Below are 23,041 nucleotides of genomic sequence, written 5' to 3' on the forward strand. Positions count from 1 at the left end.
GAACTACATGATGCCAGCCAGCAGTTCTTCGCTGCGGCTGCGACCCTCGCGGTGTGGAATGTCGCCTGTGACGAGGAATTCATCAACTCCGAGCTGCGCGGTGGCATCGGCAAGCAATACTCCCACCTCTGCCGCTGTGCCGTAGATAGCATTGGCCAGCGATTCATCAATGCGCTTCTTTTGCTGCGAGGTCAAGGAATCAATGTCCAACTCCGAGGCCGTCCTGAGCTGCTCAAACACGCCCGTGGATCGCGAAAGCACTTGCGAATAAGCCTCTGGCAACAGCAAGTTCCGTGCAGCCTCCGTGGTATCTGCTGCGGCGATATTCATCGACGCAATCACGTGCGGGCTATCCAAGACCTGGGAAGGCTGGAAGTTCTCCCGATAGGCCTTAATAGCATCTGCCTGCGTGGACAAAGGCCCACCCGTAATCACTCCAATGCCCAGCCTTGCCGCCGTGAGCGCTGAGCGGAACCCAGCGAGCATATAGATGGGTGTGCGCGCATTATCTGCCGGGTACGAACTCACCGCACCCGTGCCGGCGAGGTACCCCAACAGCTCCTCTATGTCATCCTCCAACCGTGCCTTGAGCTCTTTCGGCTCGCCCTGCCGCAGTGCCTGGCGAACCGGCTTGGTAAAGCCCACCGACGAACCTAACCCGATATCAATGCGATCTGGGAACAGCGACTGCAACAAACCAATCTGCTCCGCGATGAGATACTGCGGATGGTTCGGCACCATAATCCCACCTGTGCCCACTCGGATGGTGCTGGTATTGGCCGCAACATAGGTTGCCAGCTGCGCCGGCTGCGAACCTGGAATCCCCGGCACACCGTGGTGCTCTGCTAGCAAGAAGCGTGAAAAGCCAAGCTTCTCCACGTGCTGCGCATGGTTTGCCACGCCTCGCAATGTCTCATCTGGGATCTCATTGCGGGTGCCGGCTGCCCGGTCAAGAACAGAAAAGCGCATAAGTACGACTGTACTCATGCGCTTGTAAACCCGGTAAAAAGTTCGCTACCAGCTTAAGCGTTTCCGGCTGACCATTCTTCCCAGGACATATTCCAGTCCCCCAAGCCGTCATAGACCGGCAAAGTGCCCGCCGTGGTGTTTTTCACCAGGACGATATCGCCACGCTTGGTGTTATTCATAAACCACTGGGCTGCTTCTTCCGTGACGTTGATACAGCCGTGGGACGTGTTGGTGTTTCCTTGCGCCCACTCTGACCACGGTGCGCCGTGCACGTAGATGCCAGAGTAAGACATCTGGGTGGCGTAATTGACCATGGTCTTGTAGCCACCATCTTCAATGGAATAGCCGAAGGTCTCAGAGTTCATCAACAGGGACTCATGGCGATCACCAATGATGTAGCGACCGTTCGGTGTTGCCCAACGTCCACCGTCTTTGCCCAAGGACACTGGGATGGCGCGCAGGACCTCACCATTTTTGTACACGGTCATCAGCTTCGTGGCATCATCCACGATTGCTGTCACCCGGTCACCGATGGTGAAGTTGGTTTCATTATTCTCACTACCGAACACACCATTGCCCAGGTCAACGCCCTGGATATCAACTTCAACAGCTACCTCAGTACCTGGTGCCCAGTACTCTTTCGGGCGCCAGCGCACCTCGTAGTCATTGAGCCAGTAGAACGCGCCCTCTACCTCTGGCGCGGTAGTCACACTGATAGCTTCCTGGGCTGCCTCACGGTCCGGGATAGCAACCCCGAAACGCACACCGATAGTCTGGCCAACGCCCACCTCTGAATCTGGCAGTGGGGACAGGGACGCCGCGGTGGTGTTCACCATCTCTGGGGTCTTAAAAGTAATGGAGGTGGATTCACCGTTCTCATCTTTAGCTTCGACTGTATAAGTGCGGTTGAAACCAAGAGTCTCTGCCGAAGACCATTCCATGCCGTCTTCCGAAAGCTCTTCTAAGACGACATAGCCTTCTGCATTGGTCATGGTGACTTCATCGAGCCCCTCCCCAAGAGAAGTCACGGTGACCGGCTCATAAGGGTTGTGGTCATCCATGCCATCTTCTACAGAGATTTCCGGCGCGAGTTTCTCTTCCTCAGCCTCCGCGTCCTGCACCTGGCCATTGCCGTCGGAAGAAGCCGCATCAACCGCCTGCGGATCAGATTCATCCGTGCCGCGGTCAATGGTGCAGCCAGCCAACCCCAGCGCTGCGACGACTGCAACTGCTACAACCGAGCGGCTAAAGCGGCGAGTATTTATTTTACGTAGACCGAACAACTGAAAAGACCTAACCCTCTCACACCAAACAACCCTTTCAATCTATCCACAAAGCAGCTAAAACACTAGCTAGAACCCACCCAACACGCACTTCGTTACCGAATTAATACCAACCGGGAACGCCGCAGCACAACACTTCAAAATCAATACTATTTTGGCCCCGAACCACTCCCCGATTTTTCGCCCAACACGACCAATCGGATCCACGGTTTCCCTCGCCATGCGACTCGCCTGATGCTCAACTAGCTCACCACTGAATTGAGGCCAACGATGATTAATAGCGACTCCCAAGGCACCGTGCGGAGCTATGAGAAATACTTAGATTCAAGACCTAGAATCTTGCACTCAAAATGGCGTAGAATTGTTGTCTACCTGCAGATTTTTTGTTTAACGCAATCTGATGTTAAAGTTAATTCTCGTTGCACAGGCCAAGGAAACGCCAGAGCCAAGCTTTAGCGGTCCAGCCAGAAACAACAATGCGCCATTAGCTCAGTTGGTAGAGCAACTGACTCTTAATCAGTGGGTCCGGGGTTCGAAACCCTGATGGCGCACAACAAGACCAGGTGAGAAGCTTTCAAAGTTTCTTCCCTGGTCTTCTTGGTTTTGTCCAACCCCACTGCGGCCTATATGCCAAAAGTGGTGTCTGGCGGCGTGTCGGGGTGGGATGTTTAGCGGATGGTTCCTTTTCTGATTCCTACTGAGTGGTTGTATTCGGTTGGGATAGCATTGTCGTAGAGGGCTGGCCTTCCGGTTTCGTGGTTGGTGTGGTTCTCGGTGTGGGTTAAGACGTGGACTTTGGCGAGTTGGTCTTTTCCCCAGTTCTGCTGTCTGGCGATCTTGTGTGGGTCGCCAGGCAGTGGTGTTTTGTTGTAGAGCCACCATTCGAGCATTTTTCTTTGCCGTTCCCCGCCGCGCCCGCGGTGGCAGCGAGCGATGAATTTCAGTTGCGAGTTGATGCCGCCTTCTAGTCTGTTGGTATTTGATGCCCAAGATTTTTTGTCTATCGCTTGTTTTGGTGGGGTGAGGTAGATAAATAGGTGTCCCTTTTTGTGCAGGTTAGTCAGCGAGTTATAGGCGCTGCGGACTCTGCGGTGGGTGAATTCATAGCGTTTGCCGGTGCGGTTTATTTCTGGGGGCAAGGGGGTTTTCTCGTTGAGGAAATCGTGGTGTTTGATTCCATATTTGTGGAGGTCGACGGCCCATTTTCGGGCTTGTTGCACGGTTTCTCTGCTTGTTAGTTCTAAGGCGAGATTATAGATTTCGCGTCCGGCTTCGGTCCGTGGCCGGGAGGTGACGTAGCGGCGAACAACTCGTTGGGCGTGGATGAGGCAGCGTTGGATCAAGGTGTTAGGCCAGAGCTTTTTGATGGCGGCTTGAGCACCTTGTCCACCGTCGAGTACCACGCATAAGGGTGCTGCGAGTTTAGAGAGTAGCTGTGTGTAGGCGTGGGTGGTTTCGTGTTTGCACCAGTGCCAGCACAAGACGTGGTCGGAGGTTGAGGCTATGAGTAGGCATCCAGCTGCGGTGTAGGTGCCGTCGATAAAGATTTGGTCGTGGATGCGGTGTTTGTCAGGGTTGTTGGGTATTTCGATAAGCCATAGTGGTTCGAAGTATCGGTATACGGTGCGGGTGGATACTTTCATCAGCCTGGCGCATTCGGTGATTGGGTAGATGCCGGTGACGTGGTTGTGGAAGTAGGTGAAGTGGCGCTTGGCAGTGATGTCTGGTCGGTGGGTTTGTTCGGATATTCCGCAGGTGGTGTTTTTACAGCGCCATCGGGTGCGTGCGTTTCTTTTCCCATTTTTCTTCATTTCCCCAGTGCATAGTGGGCATCGTGGTCGTATTTCGGGCATGAGAAATACAAAACCGCACCTGTTAGCACAGGTGCGGTAGAAACTTCGGGATTGACCGAAAAACTCGTGTGTGCAAGCTTTTTGACCTTGCAGAGTATTGATTTAGCTATTGAGAGCTGCGGAGATTGCCGGATCTAGACACCACTTTTGTCACATAGCCCCCCACTGCTGCGCGTCAGCGACGGGTTAAGTAAAGAAAAGTGTGTCTGTCGGTGTGTCGGGCAAGAATTCGACTGCTCTCGCTATGACGGCACGTACTTACTGGTAGACGAGCTATCGCTGAGTTTTAAGGCCGCGCAAGGGCATTGTATTGAGATGCGCACCCCACGGCAAAGAAGTGCTCTCGAGGAGCTTTCCATTTGATTCTTCGGTCCCTGTAAGCGAAGCTAACTGGCTGTTGTACAGGCCTTATGCTCCTAAGTGTGTGCCGGGGCGGTGTCGCTGCTGTTCGTACCATATTGAAATCTCCGTCGTGGCATTGACGTGAAAATGCCGGTTTATAGCTCCTGAGGAACTATAAACCGGCTAAAAACAGGTGATGAACTGGTAAAAGAAGGCCAACTCAGACACACTTTTCTTTACTTAACCCTCAGCGACCATGTCAAAATGGTATCCGATGTCCAGGTGGGAGCATTCGGAAAATACATTTGAAAAAGAAAAATGCACGTCAAATAGCACTTCTCCAAGCGCAGCAGATTACATAAATGAAAGCGCAGAATGCCCAGCCCAATATGGGAGGTACTTCATCAGCTTTCTTCCTGCGTCTGGATCCTTAGGCACAATCTTCTTTGCATCTAATGCCAACTTAATGAGACTACTTGCCTTTTGTGATTCCTTATCCGTTAAACCAAATCGGTTGCGAATGGATTTATTGTTCGTATCCTGGTTGCTAACCGCCTGAAGACAAGAGTGAAGATATACGGCCCGAACCTTCTCATCATCATCCATTTCTGAAAGTGGTTTAGGCGAACTTAATGTCACAATGGTATTGCTCTCAGCACTTCTGATTGATGGTGCTGGCAATTGATGAAATTCAATAGACTCAGCGATTCGGTCCCACCCACTGCCCCTCTCTTCACAGATGTGGGAACGCCTCATCATATACGCCAACTTTTGAGCGTGTCAAGTATTTTGTGTGTGGGGCTTTCGGGGTTAGTGATTTATAGGTAGTTGGTGAATCGTTCGGGGTAGGCCACGGCCATTTGGTTGATGGCTTGTTTCCAGTTGGTGACCTTTCTGCCTTCGATGAGTCTTCCGCTGGTAGCAGCAGCTTTCTTGCCCTGTTTTGCGCGTTTAGCCGCGCGTTTATCCTCAATATTGCAGATCATCAACCACAGCGTCTTAATCGCGGAATCATCATTGGTAAATTGCACGCGGTTACGGGTAGCTTTACGCAGCTCGTTATTCATCGACTCAATCGAGTTTGTCGTATAGATGACCTTTCTGGCCATCGGCGGGAACTGCAGAAACGGCACGAAACGCTCCCACGCATCCGTCCAGACCTTGACTGATTGGGGATATTTCTGGCCCAGTTCTGAGTCGGCGAATTCATCCAACGCTGCACGTGCGGTTGCCTCTTCAGGCGCGGTATACACCTTCTTCAACGCCGCAGATACGGTCTTACGATCGCCATAGGCCACCCACCGGTTTGCTGCACGAATCAAATGCACCACACAGGTCTGCACCATCGAATCCGGCCACGTTGCTTCCACCGCTTCCGGCAGGCCTTTCAAACCATCGCAGCAGACAATAAACACGTCCTGGACTCCACGGCTTGCCAGGTTCGCGCACACATGAGCCCAGAAGGAGGCGCCTTCTTCTTTCGCCAACCAGATACCCAGGATGTGTTTGATCCCGTCCATATCCACGCCGATAGCCAAAAAGGCGGACTTGTTAACTACTCGTCCACCGTCGCGAACTTTGATACGCAGCGCATCGAGGAATATTACCGGGTAGAACTCGTCTAGCTGACGGTTTTGCCAGATCATGACTTCATCTAGCACCGCATCAGTCACTGCGGAAATCGTTTCATGCGAGATATCAACCCTCATGACCGTGGCCATATGATGCTGGATATCGCGCACTGTCATGCCACCGGCATACAAACTGATGATCATGTCATCGACATCGGTTAACCTGCGTGAGCCTTTCGGCACCATCGTGGGCAAGAACGTGCCCTGCCGATCACGTGGAACGGTGACATCGACCGGGCCGTAGTTCGAATCAACCTTTTTGACATAGGAGCCGTTGCGATAATTATCGCCACCACCGGCCGCTTTGGCCTCACGATCGCCTTTGGAATAACCCAGGTGGGCATCCATTTCGGCTTCCAAGCCACGGGTGACCGAAGCTTGCAGTAATCCCCGGACTAGGTCGTTGGCGTCCGTTGCTGTGGTTCCCAGCTCATCAATGAGCTTGGCTATCTCCGGGTTCGCCAGCAGTTTCTGCTCGATCGCTTTAATCTTCGCGGAATCTTCCGGATCTCGTTTCGCCACAGAATCCATTATGGTTTATCTCCTTCATGTAAGGGAAACCCCTCACACACAAACCATTAGACACTCTCCAACTTTTCATTCCTAGACCGTGGAGGCGCATCAACGAATCTGTTGGGGTCAATCAACGGCGCACCCGGATTCGAAATTTCTATGCGGTCTTCATATATCTCAACTAGCGGCCCAGTCCCTGAAATAGAGAAGTCCTGATGGATCAAAGCATTCGCCACAAGCTCCCTGAGTACCACCATTGGATACGCAGAAACTTCAACACGCAAAGCTGATTCAATATGCTCATTTGAAGGCAACAGTCCTGAGATGTAATTCATCAAGCCTTCAAACCCCGTCGCATAGCCGTAGACCCCTTGCTGTTCTTTCTCAGCATAGATTTTGTTGCGACCCTTGTACTTAATTACGCGAACAGACTTTCTTGCAAGATGACTGAATTTCGCGAGATTCTTTGCGTACAGGAGAGCACCAAGGTTAGTTATGGCGCATGCTCCATCAGACGTAGAAATAATAAGTCTGTCATTTAAAAAATGGTCTAAAATCACATCGAACTCGGTTTGCACTGACATGTTCTGCAAGCGGTAATAAGACGGAACGTCTAAGAGATTTAGCGCATCGCTTTCTGTGAGCCCTACCAATGCACTCTTGTATTCAAAAGGTGTTCCATCTAGCTGCTTGTATAGTCGCGATTCCTCAGCAGGGTGATCATGGAGTTTTTTGAGATGACTCCCCAATCTCACATACGCAATATTGTCAAAAGCGACCGCATTTAATACCGCGGCAGAAATCCGCAATACTGCTACGGGTAATCCATCTATTTCCGTATAAAAGAAATTGAAAGAGGGGACCGGCTTTAATCTTGACGCCAACCATGGCTCAAGAGACTGGTTAGACACCTTAACCGTATGATGGTCGAATCGTGTCCCTACAATTTCATGAGCGTCGTCCTCAACTCCCCAGACCAAGAACCCATAGTCCTCCCCTGCCAATGCCGCTGCGTTCGAGAGTCCGGAGATATATTCCCCTATTTTCTTTGGGTCATCCATATTGCTTTTGAATTCAAACCAAGTACCCTCATGTGGCTTGTTCCTCAGTCGATTTACTAAAGACTCAACATTCTTTGAAATCTGAAAGTGGTCATCACTGTATTCATCCATAGTCAGAGGATACCTACATAGGCAGATGCTCCTTTCAGACTTAGGCAACGCTTTACTCAAGTAGCCAACCGAAAGTTCGTCGTAGCATTACAGCAGCGATGGTCGCTTCCATTTCCCCCACCCGTCCGACGTCGGGACTGCTGGGGGTTAGGTTAAAGCCTGTCAGAAGGTGCCGCTAGAGGGTAGACTCAATGGTAGATGGAGATTCTAATCACACCAATCGCAATGTTGATTCACATCTAGAAAGGATGAGATCATGCGTGTACTTCCTCAGGACTTAACCCCCGGCCTCGCCCGTGCTGGACGGGCTCTCGCCCAAATCAATTCCCTCGTCATCTCCGAAGAAGCTGGCCTGACCAGACAGCAAGTAAGAGACTATGAAAAGCGCGTGGGAAGCCTAACCCTCGACGAGAAAACTCGCCTCCAAAAGACCCTCGAGAGCTACGGCGTAGTTTTCATCGCCGAGGAAGAAAACCTTGGACATGGCGTGCGCAAACGTCACAACGCCTCCAAAGCCCGTCAACTCAAACGCTGGGAAGATGAAGGCGGACGAGCGGCCGAAGACGATAACTAGCCCACAAAAAGATAGGTATTGCGTCCTCCGCCAATCGCCTGGTGGAGGACGCAATACCTACATGTAGTCTCCTGTATTTCAGCGCTTCCCTGAAAAGTGCTTCGCAGCTCAGATCAGACTTGCAGCTGCACTTCGAAGATCATGTGATCTGAGGGGTAAGCGTTATCCTTCTGGTTTGGGATGAGCTCGCATGGACCACCGAAATCCACGTAGCTTTCATCATTGAGCGGATGAGGGGAACCACCAATCATTCGTGCCGCCACGGGCTTGAGTCCGCGAGCAAAGATGAAATCAATGCGGTCGCGGGGCTCGTTTTCTAGTGGCTCAATTTGCGACCAGGAGTCCCCCGGCGCGGTTGTCGGATCGGGATAGATTTCCCGGAAGCAGTCAACAAAGCTTGCCTCATGCATGACATCAATGGCGGGCCAGTTAACTGACGGTCGGTCTTCGCGCAGATTCCAGTCAACAGTTGCGGGGCTGTTGAAATCACCCGCGATAATGACAGGGATGGATTTCTCACCAATGAACTGTTCAGTCATCGAGAGGATTGACTGAATCTGCTCAAGGCGGCGCAGCTCAAACTCAGCGCCGAGTACTTCTTCATGCGCAACACCTTTCAGCGCCGCATAAGGTCCGTAGTCCATGTGGTGCAGGTGCACTGACCACAACAAAATCCGTTGGCCTTCAACCGTGATCCAAGCAGCCGTGGCATTAAGCTCCGAATCAGTGTCAATGTATTCCAAGTCCATGTGAGAGACCAGCGCGGTGTCAAAGCCCTGCTGCACGTGGTTGAGTTCAAGTTCGCGAGTAGCTTCACGGCCTAGCTCATGAAAGGTTTCCTGCAACGCCACGATGTCGCTGGGATACTTGCGCAGGACATCGGCAATCTTCTGCCGTCCGTCAACAACGCACGCGCCACCAAACCACAGGTTAAAAGTCTGGATAGTTAGTGTTCTCATTTCAAAATCCTGTCTTTAATCTGAACATAGAATTCTTGACCAGTAATCTTCACGTCAAGACAATCAAAGCCCGGCGCGATATTTCCGGCTTCTGCTTCTACCACTGGGTCAGTAGTCATACCGATGACATTGCACTTCGCTGCTTTTGCAGCGCCGACTCCGATGAGCGAATCCTCAAAGACCACGCTGTGGGCTGGTTGAACTGCAAGCCGCTTACATGCCAGTTCAAAGAGATCCGGGGCAGGCTTTCCCTGCGTAACATCTTCAATGGTGACAATTACATCGATAAAGCCAATGAGCCCCGTGGTCGACAGCAGAGCTTCAACATCTTCACGCCGGCCGTTGGAGGCCACAGCGATGGGTACCGCACCGTGCAAGGCGTGCAGAAACGTTGATGCATTCGCCATTGGCACGCTTCCGGAGCGCAATCGTGCCGAGTACTCCACATCCAAAGCATCTTTCACCTCATCGGTGCTTTTGCCGGTGTGCAGGGCAATCTTTTGTGCAGCCTTGGTTGATGTGATGCCGCGAAACTCTTCGACGAATTCCGGGTGTGGCTCCAGGTGATGCTGGAGGAGCACTTCCTGGATCATTGTCATCCAAATGGACTCGGAATCAACTAGTGTTCCGTCACAATCAAAAATTGCTGCTTTATATTTTCCTACTGTTGTCATACACGCGTGGCCTCGCGTGCAGACTCACGCATTGCCACCTCACCTGCCAAGGACAAACTAACAGGAGTACCGACTGGGAACGAAGATGCTTCTTGGCTGCTCAACGAAACAGTCCAGGTACCACCAATGGCATCAGGATGTTCAATGATGACCGAGGTGCGCTCACCCATATAACGCTGGTTGTACACGAATGCCGGGGACTGCTCGACTGCTTCAATCTGCAAATTCTCCGGACTCACAAAGATGGTGTCCGTGCCCTCAGCTGCGTGGCGCTCGAGTGGAATCGGCATCGATTCATTCCAGCCACCGGGAACGGCGAACTCGTTGATGGTTCCGATAAAACGCGCGACAAACGGCGTCGCCGGGTGACTATAAAGCTCATAAGGGTTGGTGTACTGCTCGATCTTTCCCTGGTTCATCACCGCAACGTGATCCGCGATGACCAATGCTTCTGACTGGTCATGGGTGATGAACAAGGTTGTGGTGCCCAGTTCTTGCTGCACACGGCGGATCTCATCGCGCAGATTACCTCGGACTGCGGCATCGAGTGCAGACAGAGGTTCATCGAGAAGCAATACGCGTGGCTGGATAGCCAAAGCACGTGCCAACGCAATTCGCTGCTGCTGACCGCCCGAAAGCTGGTGTGGATAGCGGTCCCCAAAGCCCTGCAAGCCCACCATTTCTAGCAGCTCAGCACTGCGCTTGGAACGTGCTGCAGGGTCTACCCTGCGGATTTCCATGCCGTATTCAATATTGTCAGTAACTGACAGGTTGGGAAACAGGCTATAGCTTTGAAAGACCATGCCCATGTTGCGCTTTGAAGCTGGGGTCTTGACTATCGATTCTCCGCCGACGCGAATATCGCCGCCGGTTGGAGATTCAAAGCCCGCCAACAAACGCAAAGTTGTGGTCTTGCCGCAGCCGGATGGCCCCAGCACTGTCACCAAATCACCTGCAGGAATATGAATGCTGAAGTTCTCCAGCACCAGCGGGCCGTTGTGTGAATAAGCCTTATCTATGTTGATGAGTTCAACATCAACTGGCTCTGTCCTAGACGTGAGCATTTGTTTCCTTCGTGTTCTCATGTGGGGTAACTGTTAGTGAACTCACCGGCAGTTGATTGTTGTCAAGGCCCTCGCCCTCGGCGTCCTGGTCCATGGCCGATTGCGACGGCTTGGATGACTTCTTGACTCGGCGGTCGGAGTAGTACATTGCGAATGCCAATAGCGCCCAGGTGATGATGTTGGACAGCAGCGACAAGGCAACCGATGCGCGGAAGTCACTGTTGGCCAGGGTTGCCATATATACCGGCAGCGTTTGATAGCTCATGGTGGCAGCAACCGTGTACTCCCCTAGCGACAAGGCAAAGGTGAAGAAGGCAGAAAAGACGATAGAGCCACGGATGTTTGGCAGAACAATCTTCATCAAGGTTTTCCACGTTCCTGCGCCCAAGCTAAACGATGCCTCATAGTAAGTACGCAACGGGATCGAGATCAGTGCCGCGTTGATCGAGCGGTAAGTAAACGGCAAGCACAACACCACATAGGTTCCGATGAGCGTGATCGGCAAAGTGTCCGACTGCAGTGCCTGCGACAGTGAGTTGCTGAAAGTGCCGCGGCCTTGAGAAGACAAGGTGCTGAGAATAGATATCAAGCCAGCAACCAGGGCAATTGAAGGAATGACCAGTGGAAGTGTGCACAGCACGTTCAGGATTCCTTGCAACTTTGGCGCCCATAGCTGCACTGCCACCACGGCAGGGACCAACACCAGAATCAGAACGAAGATGGTGACAATTGCGATGCTTAGGCTGAGAATTAACGCGTCGAAGAAGGCGCTGCTTTCGAATAGTGAGCTGAAGCCTTCTAGGGTGAATCCAGCATCACCTTTCCAGAACGCATAGGCGGCTAGGCCCAGTTGCGGTGCCAGGATAAACACCGCAATGGCAATCACTGGTGCCCAGGAGATGGTCTTGCTCACCTGAGTTTTCTGGTCTATCGCTGAAGCCATTTTTGGCTCCTTCCTTGAAGCAGGTTGAACACGATGAGAACCACTATCGCGACCACAGCGGTGATTAAGCCCATGGCCATGGCTGCATTTTGTCCGCCCACCGACGCCGATCCACCTAGTTCATTAGCAATCTGCAACGTGATGAGTGGGAAAGCTCCACTGCCCAGCAGCACTGCTGCCGATGCATGCGTGGCAAAAGCTGAACCAAACAGCAGCACAAACCCACCGATTATCGCCGGGGACAGAATAGGGATTCCAACTTTGCGCCAGAACATCCACTGTGACCCACCGAGTGGGTCAAGTCCGACGGAGTGGTGTTTCTGCCTTTCGTTGAAACAAGCAGTGTGATGGCCTCAGGGACCAGCACGGGCTTGGTACTGTGACTGGTTCATGCGACTTCCTTGGTGGTGGTGTCGGCGTCGATGACGTTGGCGGTGATCATTGCTTTGGTTTGCTCAAGGCTTGTCAGTGACATGTAGCGGTTTTGCTGAATCCAGTCATCATGTTGTTCTGCCAACACAGCACCAACAAGGCGCACAACAGCGTCACGATTAGGGAAGATTCCAACAACATCTGTGCGGCGCCGGATTTCTCGATTGAGCCGTTCAGTGGGGTTATTCGACCAGACCTTCTTCCACACTGATTTCGGCGTATTGGTAAACGCCAATAGTTCGTCGAGGGCTTCTTCTAGGTAGTCGGCCACGTGTGGGAACTTCTGCTCGCAAAATGCCACGACCTCTTTGGCTTGGGACCACACCGATTCCGAGTCTGGTTGTTGGAATATCGTGTGAAACATCGCCGATAACGTCGGCCATTGAGTCTTGGGCACCATCGCTGAGAGGTTCTTCGCGAAATGGGTACGGCATCGTTGCCAGGACGCATTCGGTAACACGTCACTGATCGCGTGCTGGATACCTAAGTGAGCATCACTGGTTACCAAATAGACCTCATTAAGCCCGCGGGCTTTTAAGTCACGGAAGAACCCGGTCCATGACGATGCTGATTCCGATGTAGCGACCTGCATGCCTAGTAGCTCGCGGTAGCCTTCAGCATTAACCCCGGTAGCAAGGAGTACGGAGGTTTTAACCACTCGTCCGCCTTCACGGACTTTCATGGTTAACGCGTCACATGAGACATACAAGTATGGGCCGGTATCTAGTGGCCTGGTGCGAAAATCTTCGACCATGCAATCAAGATCTTTCGCCATCTCAGAGACCTGGGATTTTGAGAGATTATTGATACCTAGACTAGCGACAAGATCGTTCATCCTGCGAGTGGATACGCCCTTCAAGTAGCAGGTGGCTATCACGGTGGTGAGTGCTCGTTCGGCCCGGGTTCGTCGTTCCAGGAGCCAGTCCGGGAAGAACGATCCAGTGCGTAGCTTAGGTACTGCAACATCGATGGTACCCACGCGAGTATCTAGGTCGCGGTGGCGGTAGCCGTTGCGGACATTGGTGCGAGACTCAGACGTGGTGGCGTAATCGGCGCCGCAGACTTGGTCAGCTTGGGTCGAGAGGATTTGGTTAATGAAACCTTGAAGCATCTCGCGCATGAGATCTGGGGATGCTTGAGCGAGCAATTCGTCTAAGTAGGTAGTCGGGTCTATAGAATAAGGGGCAGCGGCCATCGTGGTTATCCCTTTCGAGGAGATGTAGGAGTTGATTCGAAAGGTACTACGGTGGGAGAGTGTCTAATGGTTTGTGTGTGAGGGGTTTCCCTTACATGAAGGAGATAAACCATAATGGATTCTGTGGCGAAACGAGATCCGGAAGATTCCGCGAAGATTAAAGCGATCGAGCAGAAACTGCTGGCGAACCCGGAGATAGCCAAGCTCATTGATGAGCTGGGAACCACAGCAACGGACGCCAACGACCTAGTCCGGGGATTACTGCAAGCTTCGGTCACCCGTGGCTTGGAAGCCGAAATGGATGCCCACCTGGGTTATTCCAAAGGCGATCGTGAGGCCAAAGCGGCCGGTGGTGGCGATAATTATCGCAACGGCTCCTATGTCAAAAAGGTTGATTCGAACTACGGCCCGGTCGATGTCACCGTTCCACGTGATCGGCAGGGCACGTTCTTGCCCACGATGGTGCCGAAAGGCTCACGCAGGTTAACCGATGTCGATGACATGATCATCAGTTTGTATGCCGGTGGCATGACAGTGCGCGATATCCAGCATCATATGGCCACGGTCATGAGGGTTGATATCTCGCATGAAACGATTTCCGCAGTGACTGATGCGGTGCTAGATGAAGTCATGATCTGGCAAAACCGTCAGCTAGACGAGTTCTACCCGGTAATATTCCTCGATGCGCTGCGTATCAAAGTTCGCGACGGTGGACGAGTAGTTAACAAGTCCGCCTTTTTGGCTATCGGCGTGGATATGGACGGGATCAAACACATCCTGGGTATCTGGTTGGCGAAAGAAGAAGGCGCCTCCTTCTGGGCTCATGTGTGCGCGAACCTGGCAAGCCGTGGAGTCCAGGACGTGTTTATTGTCTGCTGCGATGGTTTGGAAGGCCTGCCGGAAGCGGTGGAAGCAACGTGGCCGGATTCGATGGTGCAGACCTGTGTGGTGCATTTGATTCGTGCAGCAAACCGGTGGGTGGCCTATGGCGATCGTAAGACCGTATCTGCGGCGTTGAAGAAGGTGTATACCGCGCCTGACGAGGCAACCGCACGTGCAGCGTTGGATGAATTCGCCGACTCAGAACTGGGCCAGAAATATCCCCAATCAGTCAAGGTCTGGACGGATGCGTGGGAGCGTTTCGTGCCGTTTCTGCAGTTCCCGCCGATGGCCAGAAAGGTCATCTATACGACAAACTCGATTGAGTCGATGAATAACGAGCTGCGTAAAGCTACCCGTAACCGCGTGCAATTTACCAATGATGATTCCGCGATTAAGACGCTGTGGTTGATGATCTGCAATATTGAGGATAAACGCGCGGCTAAACGCGCAAAACAGGGCAAGAAAGCTGCTGCTACCAGCGGAAGACTCATCGAAGGCAGAAAGGTCACCAACTGGAAACAAGCCATCAACCAAATGGCCGTGGCCTACCCCGAACGATTCACCAACTACCTATAAATCACTAACCCCGAAAGCCCCACACACAAAATACTTGACACGCTCTACGGTGGTCGCCTCATTCATTCATAAGGGCTATCACCGATAGTTACAGATACACCACGCTAGCGGACACTGATAATAGAGAGTGCGGGACAAGAACCACTCGGAATGACCCACTAGCGGACTGGTCACAATCTGATTGTGTGCCTTCGTTGCGATCTGTCTTCCGGGCTGGTTCTCGCCCCGCACCGCGATCCGGTGATTCGGTCATGACTTTATAGGAGCGTGACCTCTCACCGTGACCACCCTGGCAGGTGTCATGGTACTAGTCCCATCAGTGTCTTGTCTGCCCGAACCCTCGGATCAGCGGCTACCTTCACCATTTCCCTATACGAAAGCGCTGACAGCCATGACCACAGACATCGATTTCTCTGCAAAACCCGTTGCTGGGGTCGACACCCACACCGACACCCACACCGTTGCCACGGTGACTGCAACCGGCCGGCATCTGGCCACCGAAACCTTTCCCACCACCAGGGCCGGCTACACACACCTCACCGAGTTTCTTAACAAGCACGGTGTCGGCACCGTCGGAGTAGAAGGAACCAACTCTTTCGGTGCCGGATTAACCCGGCACCTGATAGACCGTGGCTACACGGTAGTTGAAGTCCTGCGCCCGAAGCGCAGCATCCGACGCCGGGACGGGAAGTCAGATCCGGTGGATGCCCTTGCCGCCGCGCGACAGGTCCTGTCAGGGGAAGGACTGAGCACGCCTAAAGATTCCACAGGCCCGGTGGAGTCGTTACGAGCGTTACAGATCACCCGGAAACAGCTGGTGTCCACCACCACGACACTCATCACGACGATAAAGTCGATGCTGGTCACAGCCCCTAATGATATCCGCGCCCGCTACGGAACTATGACTAACCACACCCTTGTCAACGCATTGGTGTACTGCCGTCCATCGCCGGATCTTAGCGATCCGCGAAATGGTGTGCTGACCAGCCTGAAGATTCTGGCCACGACCTACCGCGCGTTGCGAGTGCAGTGTGATGAGTTGGAAGCCCGGATCGCTGCTCTGGTGTCAATGATCAATCCTCATGTCAGCAATATCGTAGGATGTGGGGCTCTTGTTTCCGCTGATCTGTTGATCAGCATCGGAGATAATCCTGAGCGCATTCACTCGGAAGCAGCGCTGGCGAACTTGTGTGGGGTGGCTCCATTGCCGGCAAGCTCTGGGCGAACCAACCGGCACCGGCTTAATCGTGGTGGTGACCGGCGTGCGAACTCGGCGTTGTATCGGATTGCTCTTGTGAGGATGCGCTATGACCAACGCACCAAAGCCTACGTCGCTAGGCGCACCGCAGAAGGGTTGTCGAAAAAGGAAATTATTCGCTGCCTCAAGCGAGCCATCATCAGAGAGGTCTACCGCGTGATCTGTACCAAGCGCAGTACGCCCCAACCGAGGGATCTTCGGCGAGATGAGCTGAAAGAACTGCGCATCGCGAAGCAGCTCACCCAGGTGTACGTAGCGCAACATTTAGGGTGCGCCCCGGCGAGGATCAGTGACATCGAGACTGGAAAACGTCCGTTAACGGAATTAGCGTCGGCCTACGAAAAATTCCTGAAAACCGCTTGACACACTATAGGAGCATCACGACCCACCGAGTGAAGTATTCGCTTCTTTCCATTCTTTGCGCAGCGCTTGCATCGACGGTAAAAGCAACAACACCATAGTTGGGATGAGGAAGTACTGATACATCAACACCAAACCTTTGGAGCTATACAAGGTAAAACCAGGATCCATGCCGGTGATGAAAGAAATAAGGTAACCAGCATTACCGAACAAGACGATGAAGGAAAAGGCTAATGCTGCGCCGCCAGAGTTCGCCAGCACACTGGACATCACTCCAGTTACTGCATGGAGAATTTTTGAATCGATATGGGAGATGGCCCACGCGATGATGGTTCCCAGGATTGCTGCGACCAGTGAGGAGACTGATGAGATGAAAAGTGAGTTTCTCAATGCCAGCCAACGGCGCCCAGAAGCGAGCGATTCATAATGTTCAAGTGTGACGCCACCACTAGGAGCTTGAACCGAGGTAACAGCCATGCCGACCAGTGGCACCACGAAAAAGAAGAACATTACTAGTCCCAACGGCAGCAAAGTTGCCACCGCTGTTGTGGACGCTGAACTCATCCGCCGCTGTCGGTCATTAACAGAGGGAGAAGCAGTCATGGTTTAGGCGACCGCTTCTGCCCACTGTTCAACAACTACTGCCTGCTGCGTTGCACGCTGTTCCAGGTCAGGCTGTGGGGCTTCCTGCAGGATGGATTCTGGCAGACGGTCAAGTGCTTCCTGATTCACCGTTCCCGCATCAACCATTTCCTGCAGACGAACTGGACGAACGTAGCCTTCCAACAGCAAGTTCTGGCCCTCATCCGACATGAGGAACTCCATGAACAAACGAGCGGTTGCTGGGTGTGGTGCATCCGCGTTGAGGGATGCTGCATAGTAAGAAGATACGGTGCCTTCTTCTGGTGCAATGATCTGCAGGTCAACGCCTGCACCGGACAAGTTTTCTGCCATCGGTGCCATCAGGTAATCCCAGTTGATAAGGATTGGGGTTTCACCAGTTTCCATGGTGCCTTCATTGCCGGTAACCGCAACTAGGTTGCCTGCCTCAGATAGTTCTGCGAAGAAGTCAATACCTGGCTGAACATCATCCAATGAGCCATCGTTGGCCAATGCCGCTGCGTAGACAGCCATAAAAGCGGACTCACTGCTGGTTGGGTCACCAGTCAGCGCAATCTTGCCCGCGTATTCGGGGTTCTTCAGATCTGCAAAGGACTCCGGACAGTTATCGATTGCTGCAGCGTCACAGCCAATGGCCATGTTGCCGCCAAGGTGGTTGTACCAGGTGTTATTTTCAGATTTCATCTCGGCTGGAATTTCACCAGCAACCTCTGGCTCGTACTGCGCGAGGAGGCCTTCATTGTCTGCGGAATCAGCAAAAGACATACCGGTGTCTAGGTAGTCCAAAGAGTCATCTTGGCCTTGGCGGTTCTTCACTGCGTTGATGAGGTCTTGGGATGCGCCGGTGGACACGTCATTGTTGATTTCAATGTCGTACTTTTCGCTGAATGCAGCCAAGATTCCACCGTAGTTAGCCCAGTCTTCGTACAGACCCATGGAGTTAAATGCACCTTCGGCTTGCGCAGCTTCAATCAGTGCATCCATGCCGCCGCCATCTTCAGCGCTGGTGGCGTCACGCCAGGATTCGGTGTCCGCAGAACTTTCAGCGCCACAAGCAGCCAATGCGAGTGCGGAAGTTAGAGCAATTGGGAGAGCAATTAGACGTCGTAGGGTTTTCATCATTTTCCAATCCGGTTGGGAACTCTATGCAATTCCCAAAACCTCACTAGTGAACTTTCTTACTTTTATATAGAAACACTCATTAGTGAACATTCGGTGAACCCTGCAAACACACCTGATGAATCTCGGCGAAATGATTGGAAACAGCTCTCACCAGCAAACAAATCAACCCCAACATGCAATGCGCATAATGAAAGGTGCGACGCCCAGTCTGCCTCGCACCTTTCCCCCTCTCCCTATTTCATTTACTCAGCGAGTCAACTCTTCTAGCTAATTCATCCAGTCGAGGTTATCCACCCTGTCCCAGTTCAAGAGGTTATCTCCTTGAACCGTAGGAACAGAAAGCGCAACAACCCCTGCCCGGTACCTATCCTCTGACCATTCCAGCGGCGTTCCGAAGCGGTCACGCGATGTCCGCAGATGGCACAGCAATGGATACCCTTCGGCGACTTTCAGTAGGCGCTGGTCAACATCGCCTGCAGCTGCAGTAGTGAAGGAGTTCTCTGCGGCCACGAACTCAATGCCAAAACGTACTTTCAGCTCATTGGTCACTGAGGTTGCATCGGCAGGCAATGTTTCTACCTGCACCCCAACTGCTGGCGGGTAGTGCGTACGCTCCACCATTACTGGCTGGTCATCTATGGTACGCAGGCGCAGTACCCGAAATACTTTCTCTCCGCGGCTAAGATTCAGCTTTCGCAGGTCCACCTCAGATGCCTCCACCCATTCAGACTCAATCACGAGACCAGAAGGCTTACGTTTTTCGCTCAAAGCCCACTGTGCAAAGCTGCGAAACTCCGGCACATCTTTCGTCTGCCGGGGCTCTCTCATAACAATCTTCTTAGCTCCGCGCCGCGCACTTAATGTGCCCTCAGCAACAAGTTCTTTCAGCGCCTGACGCACCGTTCCTGGTGCTACCTCAAAGCGCTGCGCCAGCTTCGACTCCGGCGGCAAGTACTCCCCCAAGCCCCACGTACCAGCATCAATCTCACCGCGAATAATCTCCGCAATCTCTAGATACCGAGGCATTGTGACCTTTCTTGTGACTGATTGACCGCTGGAATACAACTACCTAAGAATTACCAGAACTCTTCCCCGTCAATCATGTAGTCCTCGGTGTCGTCGCGGCGCACTTGTGTGCCGTCGCGCATGGTGCGGTCCTTAACCAGTTCATCTGGGTCAATCACACCAATCTGGAAACCTGCATCGCGCATGCGGCGCAGGCCTTCTTTGAGCATGACGCGAGCAATGCGGTTGACGGAGGTGACTTGACTGAAGTCGAGGAGAACTTGCTCGGCGGTGATTTCGTAGTCCTCCAAGCGGAAGAGGATGGACTCCGCGGCGGAGAAGTTCATGACACCCTGCAGGCGCACAATCGCGGTGTCGTCGATGGTTTCAACTTCACGGATTGGGGCGATGCCGTAGCGCTGGTCAGTGGACATCAAGTGCAGACCCATCTCGCGGCTCAGACGTTTGAATGCCTCCACACCACGCACGGAGTTACCTTCGGCGTTTAGGCGTGGGGAGAACGTCGCAATACCCAGTTGGCCAGGAAGAGTTCCAAGCAAACCACCGGATACACCAGATTTAGCAGGAATGCCCACTTCCGCCATCCATCGGCCAGCACCGTCATACATGCCAGCTGAGCTCATCACGGCCTGGGTCAGGCGGCAGACATCCGCGTCAAGGATTCGTTCACCGGTGACAGGCTGCAGACCACCATTAGCCAAGGTCGCGGAGATAACCGCAAGGTCTTTGACGTTGACCTTGATGGAGCACTGCCGGGTATAGGTCAACACGGCATCATGGGCGTCGTCTTGGATGATGTCGTAATTGCGCAGCATGTGCGCCAGGGACAAGTTACGTTCCGCGTGGTCAAGCTCAGAATCGCAAGTGTCTTCATCAACAAACAACTCACGGCCAGCCAACCGTGACATGTACTGACGGATACGCTCAACGCGCTCATCAACACCGGAGTCCACGCCGTTAATCAGCTGCGTCACCGTCATCGCACCAGCATTAATCATCGGATTGACCGGGCGGTGGTCATCGCGGTTGAGCGAAAGCTCATTAAAGGCTTCACCGGATGGTTCCATGCCCACTACGGAGCGGACCTCGTCCAAACCCAGTTCCTGCAACGCCAAGGCATACACGAAAGGCTTGGAAATGGACTGCATGGTGAATTCTTCCTCATCATCACCAGCGCTATAAAGGTGGCCCGTGGTAGTGCACAGAGCAGCACCAAGATAGGACGGGTTGGCGGCTGCTAGTTGCGGAATGTAATCCGCGACTGCGCCGCCGTCTTGGTAGCGAACTTTCTCCAAGATTTCATCAAGATAAAAAGGAATAGGTGTTTGCACCTGCACCAGCCTAGCTAATCGTCATTGTGTACGGACTAAAACTCAGCGCTTGAATCTAAAGCCTCAATCTAAGATCGCCAAATTCCGGGCACCCACGTGGGTGTGGGACCCGGAATTTATAAAGTTGAAAATCTAACGCTAAGGAAAACTAGCGCGCAGTTTTAGCGCTGGGACAGCAGACGCTGTACTTCCTTGAGGTCGTTGCTGCGACGACGGGAGCGCACAACGCTAAACGCAATCGCACCAACAACGAGTGCGGCGACAGACGCCAGGGCAATCTGAACATTTTGCTGTGAAAGCTTTTCAGTTGCAGCTGCCTTGGCATCATTGGCCAAGTTCTCTGGCTTGGAGCGATCTGCGAGCTCATCCAAAGTGCTTGCGAGCTGGCGACGGGTGCGCTCGATGTCTCGCTGAATGTCATCAATATTGCGTGCCACGTTAATAGTCTCCTGAAAAGTTACATTGGATATAAGGTTCGCACCTAGTCTAGCGCGACTTACTTTACGATAGAGTAAAAGGCATGACTGAGCAGAACAGATTAGAAGTTGGAGACACCGCACCCGCATTCTCTTTGAAAGATGACGCAGGAAACACTGTCTCCTTGTCAGATTACGCAGGAAAGCGCGTTGTAGTTTACTTCTACCCACGCGCAAACACCCCAGGTTGCACCACTGAAGCCTGTGACTTCCGTGATGCGATGGAGCAGCTCAATGATTCTGAGGTTGTAGTTCTTGGTATCTCCCCGGATCAGCCAGAGGCTTTGGCGAAGTTCCGTGAGGACCATGACCTCAACTTCCCTCTCCTTTCTGACCCGGAGAAGGAAACGCTGACCGCTTATGGCGCATTCGGTGAGAAGAATAACTACGGCAAGAAGGTTCAGGGCGTTATCCGCTCCACCTTCGTGGTTGAACCAGACGGCAAGGTCAGCGTTGCTAAGTACAACGTGAAGGCCACCGGCCACGTTGCCCGTATCATCAAGGAACTCGATTAGGAGTTTCTCTTTCCACCGAGACTAAGAAGAGTCTGCATTTTTCACAGATGACCGATAAGAACCCAGAGTTGCTTGTACCCCGGCGGCGCCCCGCACAGGCGCGTAGTCGGCTGCGCTTTGAGCGCATTTTGAAGGCGGCTCGTGACGTACTGGTGGACCTTGGCTTTGAGTCCTTTACTTTTGATGAAGTATCGCGCCGCGCTGAAGTTCCAATTGGTACGTTGTATCAGTTCTTCGCCAATAAATATGTTCTGATTTGCGAGCTAGACCGGGAAGATACAGCAGCCAACGTTGAAGAACTCAATAAGTTCTCCCAGCAAGTTCCAGCACTCCAGTGGCCGGATTTGTTGGATGAGTTTATTGACCACCTAGCGCGTATGTGGCGGGAAGATCCGTCGCGTCGCGCCGTGTGGCATGCTGTCCAGTCCACGCCAGCAACCCGTTATACGGCCGCGGCCACTGAGCGGGAAATGTTGGAGCCGCTGTCAGAAATCTTGCGGCCTTTGGCCCAAGGCATGTCTGAAGAACAGCGCATGGAGTTGGCCGGTTTCTTAGTCCACACGGTGGTGTCTTTACTGAACTACGCCATCCGCAGTGATGATCCAGAGTCCATTGATGCTGTGATTGCAGAAATCAAGCGCATGTTGATTGCATACTTGTTCAGCGTTGCCCAGGGCGCACACCTTCCGGTCGAGCACCTCACGGGCGGGTTGGAATAAGCCGAAACAACGCCGCATGATTTGCACTTTTACAGTGCTCATCATGCGGCGTTATTGTCTACCTGCAGCGGCTATTTCGGACGTCTATTCCGGTAGTTGGTAGCGCATCAGGCACTGCGCGGTGGCGTAGTCACCGTCGTGGCTGATGGTCAGGCTCAGCTCTACCTCGCCGATGGATTCTTGAAGTTTCGCAGCTACTTCGCCTTTGAGCTGCAGCGCTATTCTGCCCCAGCGATCAGGCAAGACTTCAATCTCAGCAAAGTTCACCAGGTCCGGTTCAATCACGGGCGGTTTGCCGTAGATGGCTTGTGACCAGGCTTTGATAAAGGCTTCCTTGGCAGCCCATCGGCCGGCAAGGTGCTCAGTGCGTGAACCCGCAAGGCTAGTATTCGACGTCACACCGGACACGTCGCGGCGCTGCTGGGCATGACGGCGTTCCAGCGGTGAGAATACTTGGTCAAAGGTGGAGCCAGGCCGCGCTAGTTGCTCGGCAAAGCCGGGGATGTGGACCAAGTCCACTCCCACGGTCACTGCTTCACGTTTCGCCATCG

Annotated in this window: 23 protein-coding genes, 1 tRNA gene and 1 pseudogene; 6 read left to right on the forward strand and 19 right to left on the reverse strand. The window is 53.0% G+C overall.

Going from position 1 to position 23,041, the window contains the following annotated elements:
- Positions 1 to 3: 3 nt before the first annotated feature.
- A complete protein-coding gene (locus CCASEI_RS11210) occupies positions 4 to 969 on the reverse strand; it encodes an MsnO8 family LLM class oxidoreductase (RefSeq protein WP_006821902.1) in 966 nt (321 codons plus the stop codon).
- Between the two features lie 53 nt (positions 970 to 1,022).
- Entirely contained in the window at positions 1,023 to 2,252 is a 1,230-nt protein-coding gene (locus CCASEI_RS11215; protein WP_025388026.1) for a L,D-transpeptidase, read from the reverse strand.
- A gap of 478 nt (positions 2,253 to 2,730) precedes the next feature.
- Here CCASEI_RS11215 and CCASEI_RS11220 point away from each other — a divergent pair.
- Positions 2,731 to 2,803, forward strand: a tRNA-Lys gene (locus CCASEI_RS11220).
- Positions 2,804 to 2,920: 117 nt separating this feature from the next.
- Here CCASEI_RS11220 and CCASEI_RS11225 read toward each other — a convergent pair.
- From CCASEI_RS11225 to CCASEI_RS11240, 5 genes and pseudogenes are all read right to left on the reverse strand, one after another.
- Positions 2,921 to 4,105 carry an IS1249 family transposase gene (locus tag CCASEI_RS11225; RefSeq protein WP_038574308.1) on the reverse strand — a complete coding sequence of 395 codons (1,185 nt, stop codon included), beginning with the start codon at positions 4,103 to 4,105 and terminating at the stop codon, positions 2,921 to 2,923.
- Between the two features lie 696 nt (positions 4,106 to 4,801).
- Positions 4,802 to 5,053, reverse strand: coding sequence for a hypothetical protein (locus tag CCASEI_RS15485; RefSeq protein ID WP_225868477.1), 252 nt, complete (start codon positions 5,051 to 5,053; stop codon positions 4,802 to 4,804).
- A 36-nt stretch (positions 5,054 to 5,089) separates the two neighbouring features.
- Positions 5,090 to 5,206 (reverse strand): annotated as a pseudogene (locus CCASEI_RS15625) (ATP-binding protein); the annotation flags it as partial.
- 59 nt (positions 5,207 to 5,265) lie between these two features.
- A complete protein-coding gene (locus CCASEI_RS11235) occupies positions 5,266 to 6,609 on the reverse strand; it encodes an IS256 family transposase (RefSeq protein WP_025388028.1) in 1,344 nt (447 codons plus the stop codon).
- 47 nt (positions 6,610 to 6,656) lie between these two features.
- The gene (locus tag CCASEI_RS11240; protein ID WP_025388029.1) at positions 6,657 to 7,763 is read right to left on the reverse strand and encodes an RNA-binding domain-containing protein; all 1,107 of its coding nucleotides are present in this window, start codon (positions 7,761 to 7,763) and stop codon (positions 6,657 to 6,659) included.
- Positions 7,764 to 8,019: 256 nt separating this feature from the next.
- Between CCASEI_RS11240 and CCASEI_RS11245 the strand changes: the two genes are divergently transcribed.
- Positions 8,020 to 8,337 (forward strand): hypothetical protein, encoded by a 318-nt coding sequence (locus CCASEI_RS11245; RefSeq protein ID WP_006822094.1) that lies wholly within the window; start codon positions 8,020 to 8,022, stop codon positions 8,335 to 8,337.
- Positions 8,338 to 8,450: 113 nt separating this feature from the next.
- Here the strand turns inward: CCASEI_RS11245 and CCASEI_RS11250 are convergent, their stop codons facing one another.
- The 6 genes from CCASEI_RS11250 to CCASEI_RS11275 all read right to left on the reverse strand — a co-directional run bounded on the left by CCASEI_RS11250 (position 8,451) and on the right by CCASEI_RS11275 (position 13,604).
- Positions 8,451 to 9,296, reverse strand: a complete 846-nt coding sequence (locus CCASEI_RS11250) for an endonuclease/exonuclease/phosphatase family protein (RefSeq protein ID WP_025388030.1) — start codon at positions 9,294 to 9,296, stop codon at positions 8,451 to 8,453.
- The gene (locus tag CCASEI_RS14510) at positions 9,293 to 9,970 is read right to left on the reverse strand and encodes an HAD family hydrolase (RefSeq protein ID WP_081748494.1); all 678 of its coding nucleotides are present in this window, start codon (positions 9,968 to 9,970) and stop codon (positions 9,293 to 9,295) included. Before CCASEI_RS14510 ends, CCASEI_RS11250 begins: the two co-directional genes overlap by 4 nt.
- Positions 9,967 to 11,034, reverse strand: a complete 1,068-nt coding sequence (locus CCASEI_RS11260; RefSeq protein ID WP_225868400.1) for an ABC transporter ATP-binding protein — start codon at positions 11,032 to 11,034, stop codon at positions 9,967 to 9,969. Before CCASEI_RS11260 ends, CCASEI_RS14510 begins: the two co-directional genes overlap by 4 nt.
- Entirely contained in the window at positions 11,021 to 11,977 is a 957-nt protein-coding gene (locus tag CCASEI_RS11265) for an ABC transporter permease (protein WP_038574692.1), read from the reverse strand. The genes CCASEI_RS11260 and CCASEI_RS11265 overlap by 14 nt, the downstream gene beginning before the upstream one ends.
- Complete coding sequence (locus CCASEI_RS11270; protein ID WP_025388034.1) at positions 11,962 to 12,252, reverse strand: hypothetical protein; 291 nt, start codon at positions 12,250 to 12,252, stop codon at positions 11,962 to 11,964. The genes CCASEI_RS11265 and CCASEI_RS11270 overlap by 16 nt, the downstream gene beginning before the upstream one ends.
- A gap of 113 nt (positions 12,253 to 12,365) precedes the next feature.
- Positions 12,366 to 13,604, reverse strand: coding sequence for an IS256 family transposase (locus CCASEI_RS11275; protein WP_025388035.1), 1,239 nt, complete (start codon positions 13,602 to 13,604; stop codon positions 12,366 to 12,368).
- A 114-nt stretch (positions 13,605 to 13,718) separates the two neighbouring features.
- Between CCASEI_RS11275 and CCASEI_RS11280 the strand changes: the two genes are divergently transcribed.
- Positions 13,719 to 15,062, forward strand: a complete 1,344-nt coding sequence (locus CCASEI_RS11280) for an IS256 family transposase (protein ID WP_025388036.1) — start codon at positions 13,719 to 13,721, stop codon at positions 15,060 to 15,062.
- 391 nt (positions 15,063 to 15,453) lie between these two features.
- On the forward strand, positions 15,454 to 16,683 hold the full coding sequence (locus tag CCASEI_RS11285) for an IS110 family RNA-guided transposase (RefSeq protein WP_025387190.1): 1,230 nt from the start codon (positions 15,454 to 15,456) through the stop codon (positions 16,681 to 16,683).
- Positions 16,684 to 16,698: 15 nt separating this feature from the next.
- Here the strand turns inward: CCASEI_RS11285 and CCASEI_RS11290 are convergent, their stop codons facing one another.
- From CCASEI_RS11290 to CCASEI_RS11310, 5 genes are all read right to left on the reverse strand, one after another.
- Positions 16,699 to 17,190, reverse strand: coding sequence for a hypothetical protein (locus tag CCASEI_RS11290; protein WP_174401647.1), 492 nt, complete (start codon positions 17,188 to 17,190; stop codon positions 16,699 to 16,701).
- A gap of 96 nt (positions 17,191 to 17,286) precedes the next feature.
- Positions 17,287 to 18,423: an extracellular solute-binding protein gene (locus tag CCASEI_RS11295; RefSeq protein WP_006822100.1), complete on the reverse strand. Its 1,137-nt coding sequence runs from the start codon at positions 18,421 to 18,423 to the stop codon at positions 17,287 to 17,289.
- Between the two features lie 267 nt (positions 18,424 to 18,690).
- Positions 18,691 to 19,449: a GntR family transcriptional regulator gene (locus CCASEI_RS11300; RefSeq protein ID WP_006822101.1), complete on the reverse strand. Its 759-nt coding sequence runs from the start codon at positions 19,447 to 19,449 to the stop codon at positions 18,691 to 18,693.
- 50 nt (positions 19,450 to 19,499) lie between these two features.
- Positions 19,500 to 20,780, reverse strand: a complete 1,281-nt coding sequence (locus CCASEI_RS11305) for a glutaminase (RefSeq protein ID WP_025388038.1) — start codon at positions 20,778 to 20,780, stop codon at positions 19,500 to 19,502.
- 161 nt (positions 20,781 to 20,941) lie between these two features.
- On the reverse strand, positions 20,942 to 21,217 hold the full coding sequence (locus CCASEI_RS11310) for a DUF3618 domain-containing protein (RefSeq protein WP_006822103.1): 276 nt from the start codon (positions 21,215 to 21,217) through the stop codon (positions 20,942 to 20,944).
- An 83-nt stretch (positions 21,218 to 21,300) separates the two neighbouring features.
- Here CCASEI_RS11310 and bcp point away from each other — a divergent pair, with 83 nt between their 5' ends.
- Positions 21,301 to 21,771, forward strand: coding sequence for a thioredoxin-dependent thiol peroxidase (gene bcp / locus CCASEI_RS11315; RefSeq protein WP_006822104.1), 471 nt, complete (start codon positions 21,301 to 21,303; stop codon positions 21,769 to 21,771).
- Positions 21,772 to 21,818: 47 nt separating this feature from the next.
- The gene (locus CCASEI_RS11320) at positions 21,819 to 22,490 is read left to right on the forward strand and encodes a TetR family transcriptional regulator (RefSeq protein WP_006822105.1); all 672 of its coding nucleotides are present in this window, start codon (positions 21,819 to 21,821) and stop codon (positions 22,488 to 22,490) included.
- An 84-nt stretch (positions 22,491 to 22,574) separates the two neighbouring features.
- Here CCASEI_RS11320 and acpS read toward each other — a convergent pair whose 3' ends face one another.
- Positions 22,575 to 23,039 carry a holo-ACP synthase AcpS gene (gene acpS, locus CCASEI_RS11325; protein ID WP_038574697.1) on the reverse strand — a complete coding sequence of 155 codons (465 nt, stop codon included), beginning with the start codon at positions 23,037 to 23,039 and terminating at the stop codon, positions 22,575 to 22,577.
- Between the last annotated feature and the right edge of the window lie 2 nt (positions 23,040 to 23,041).

Source organism: Corynebacterium casei LMG S-19264 (assembly GCF_000550785.1).
GTDB classification, from domain to species: Bacteria; Actinomycetota; Actinomycetes; order Mycobacteriales; family Mycobacteriaceae; genus Corynebacterium; species Corynebacterium casei.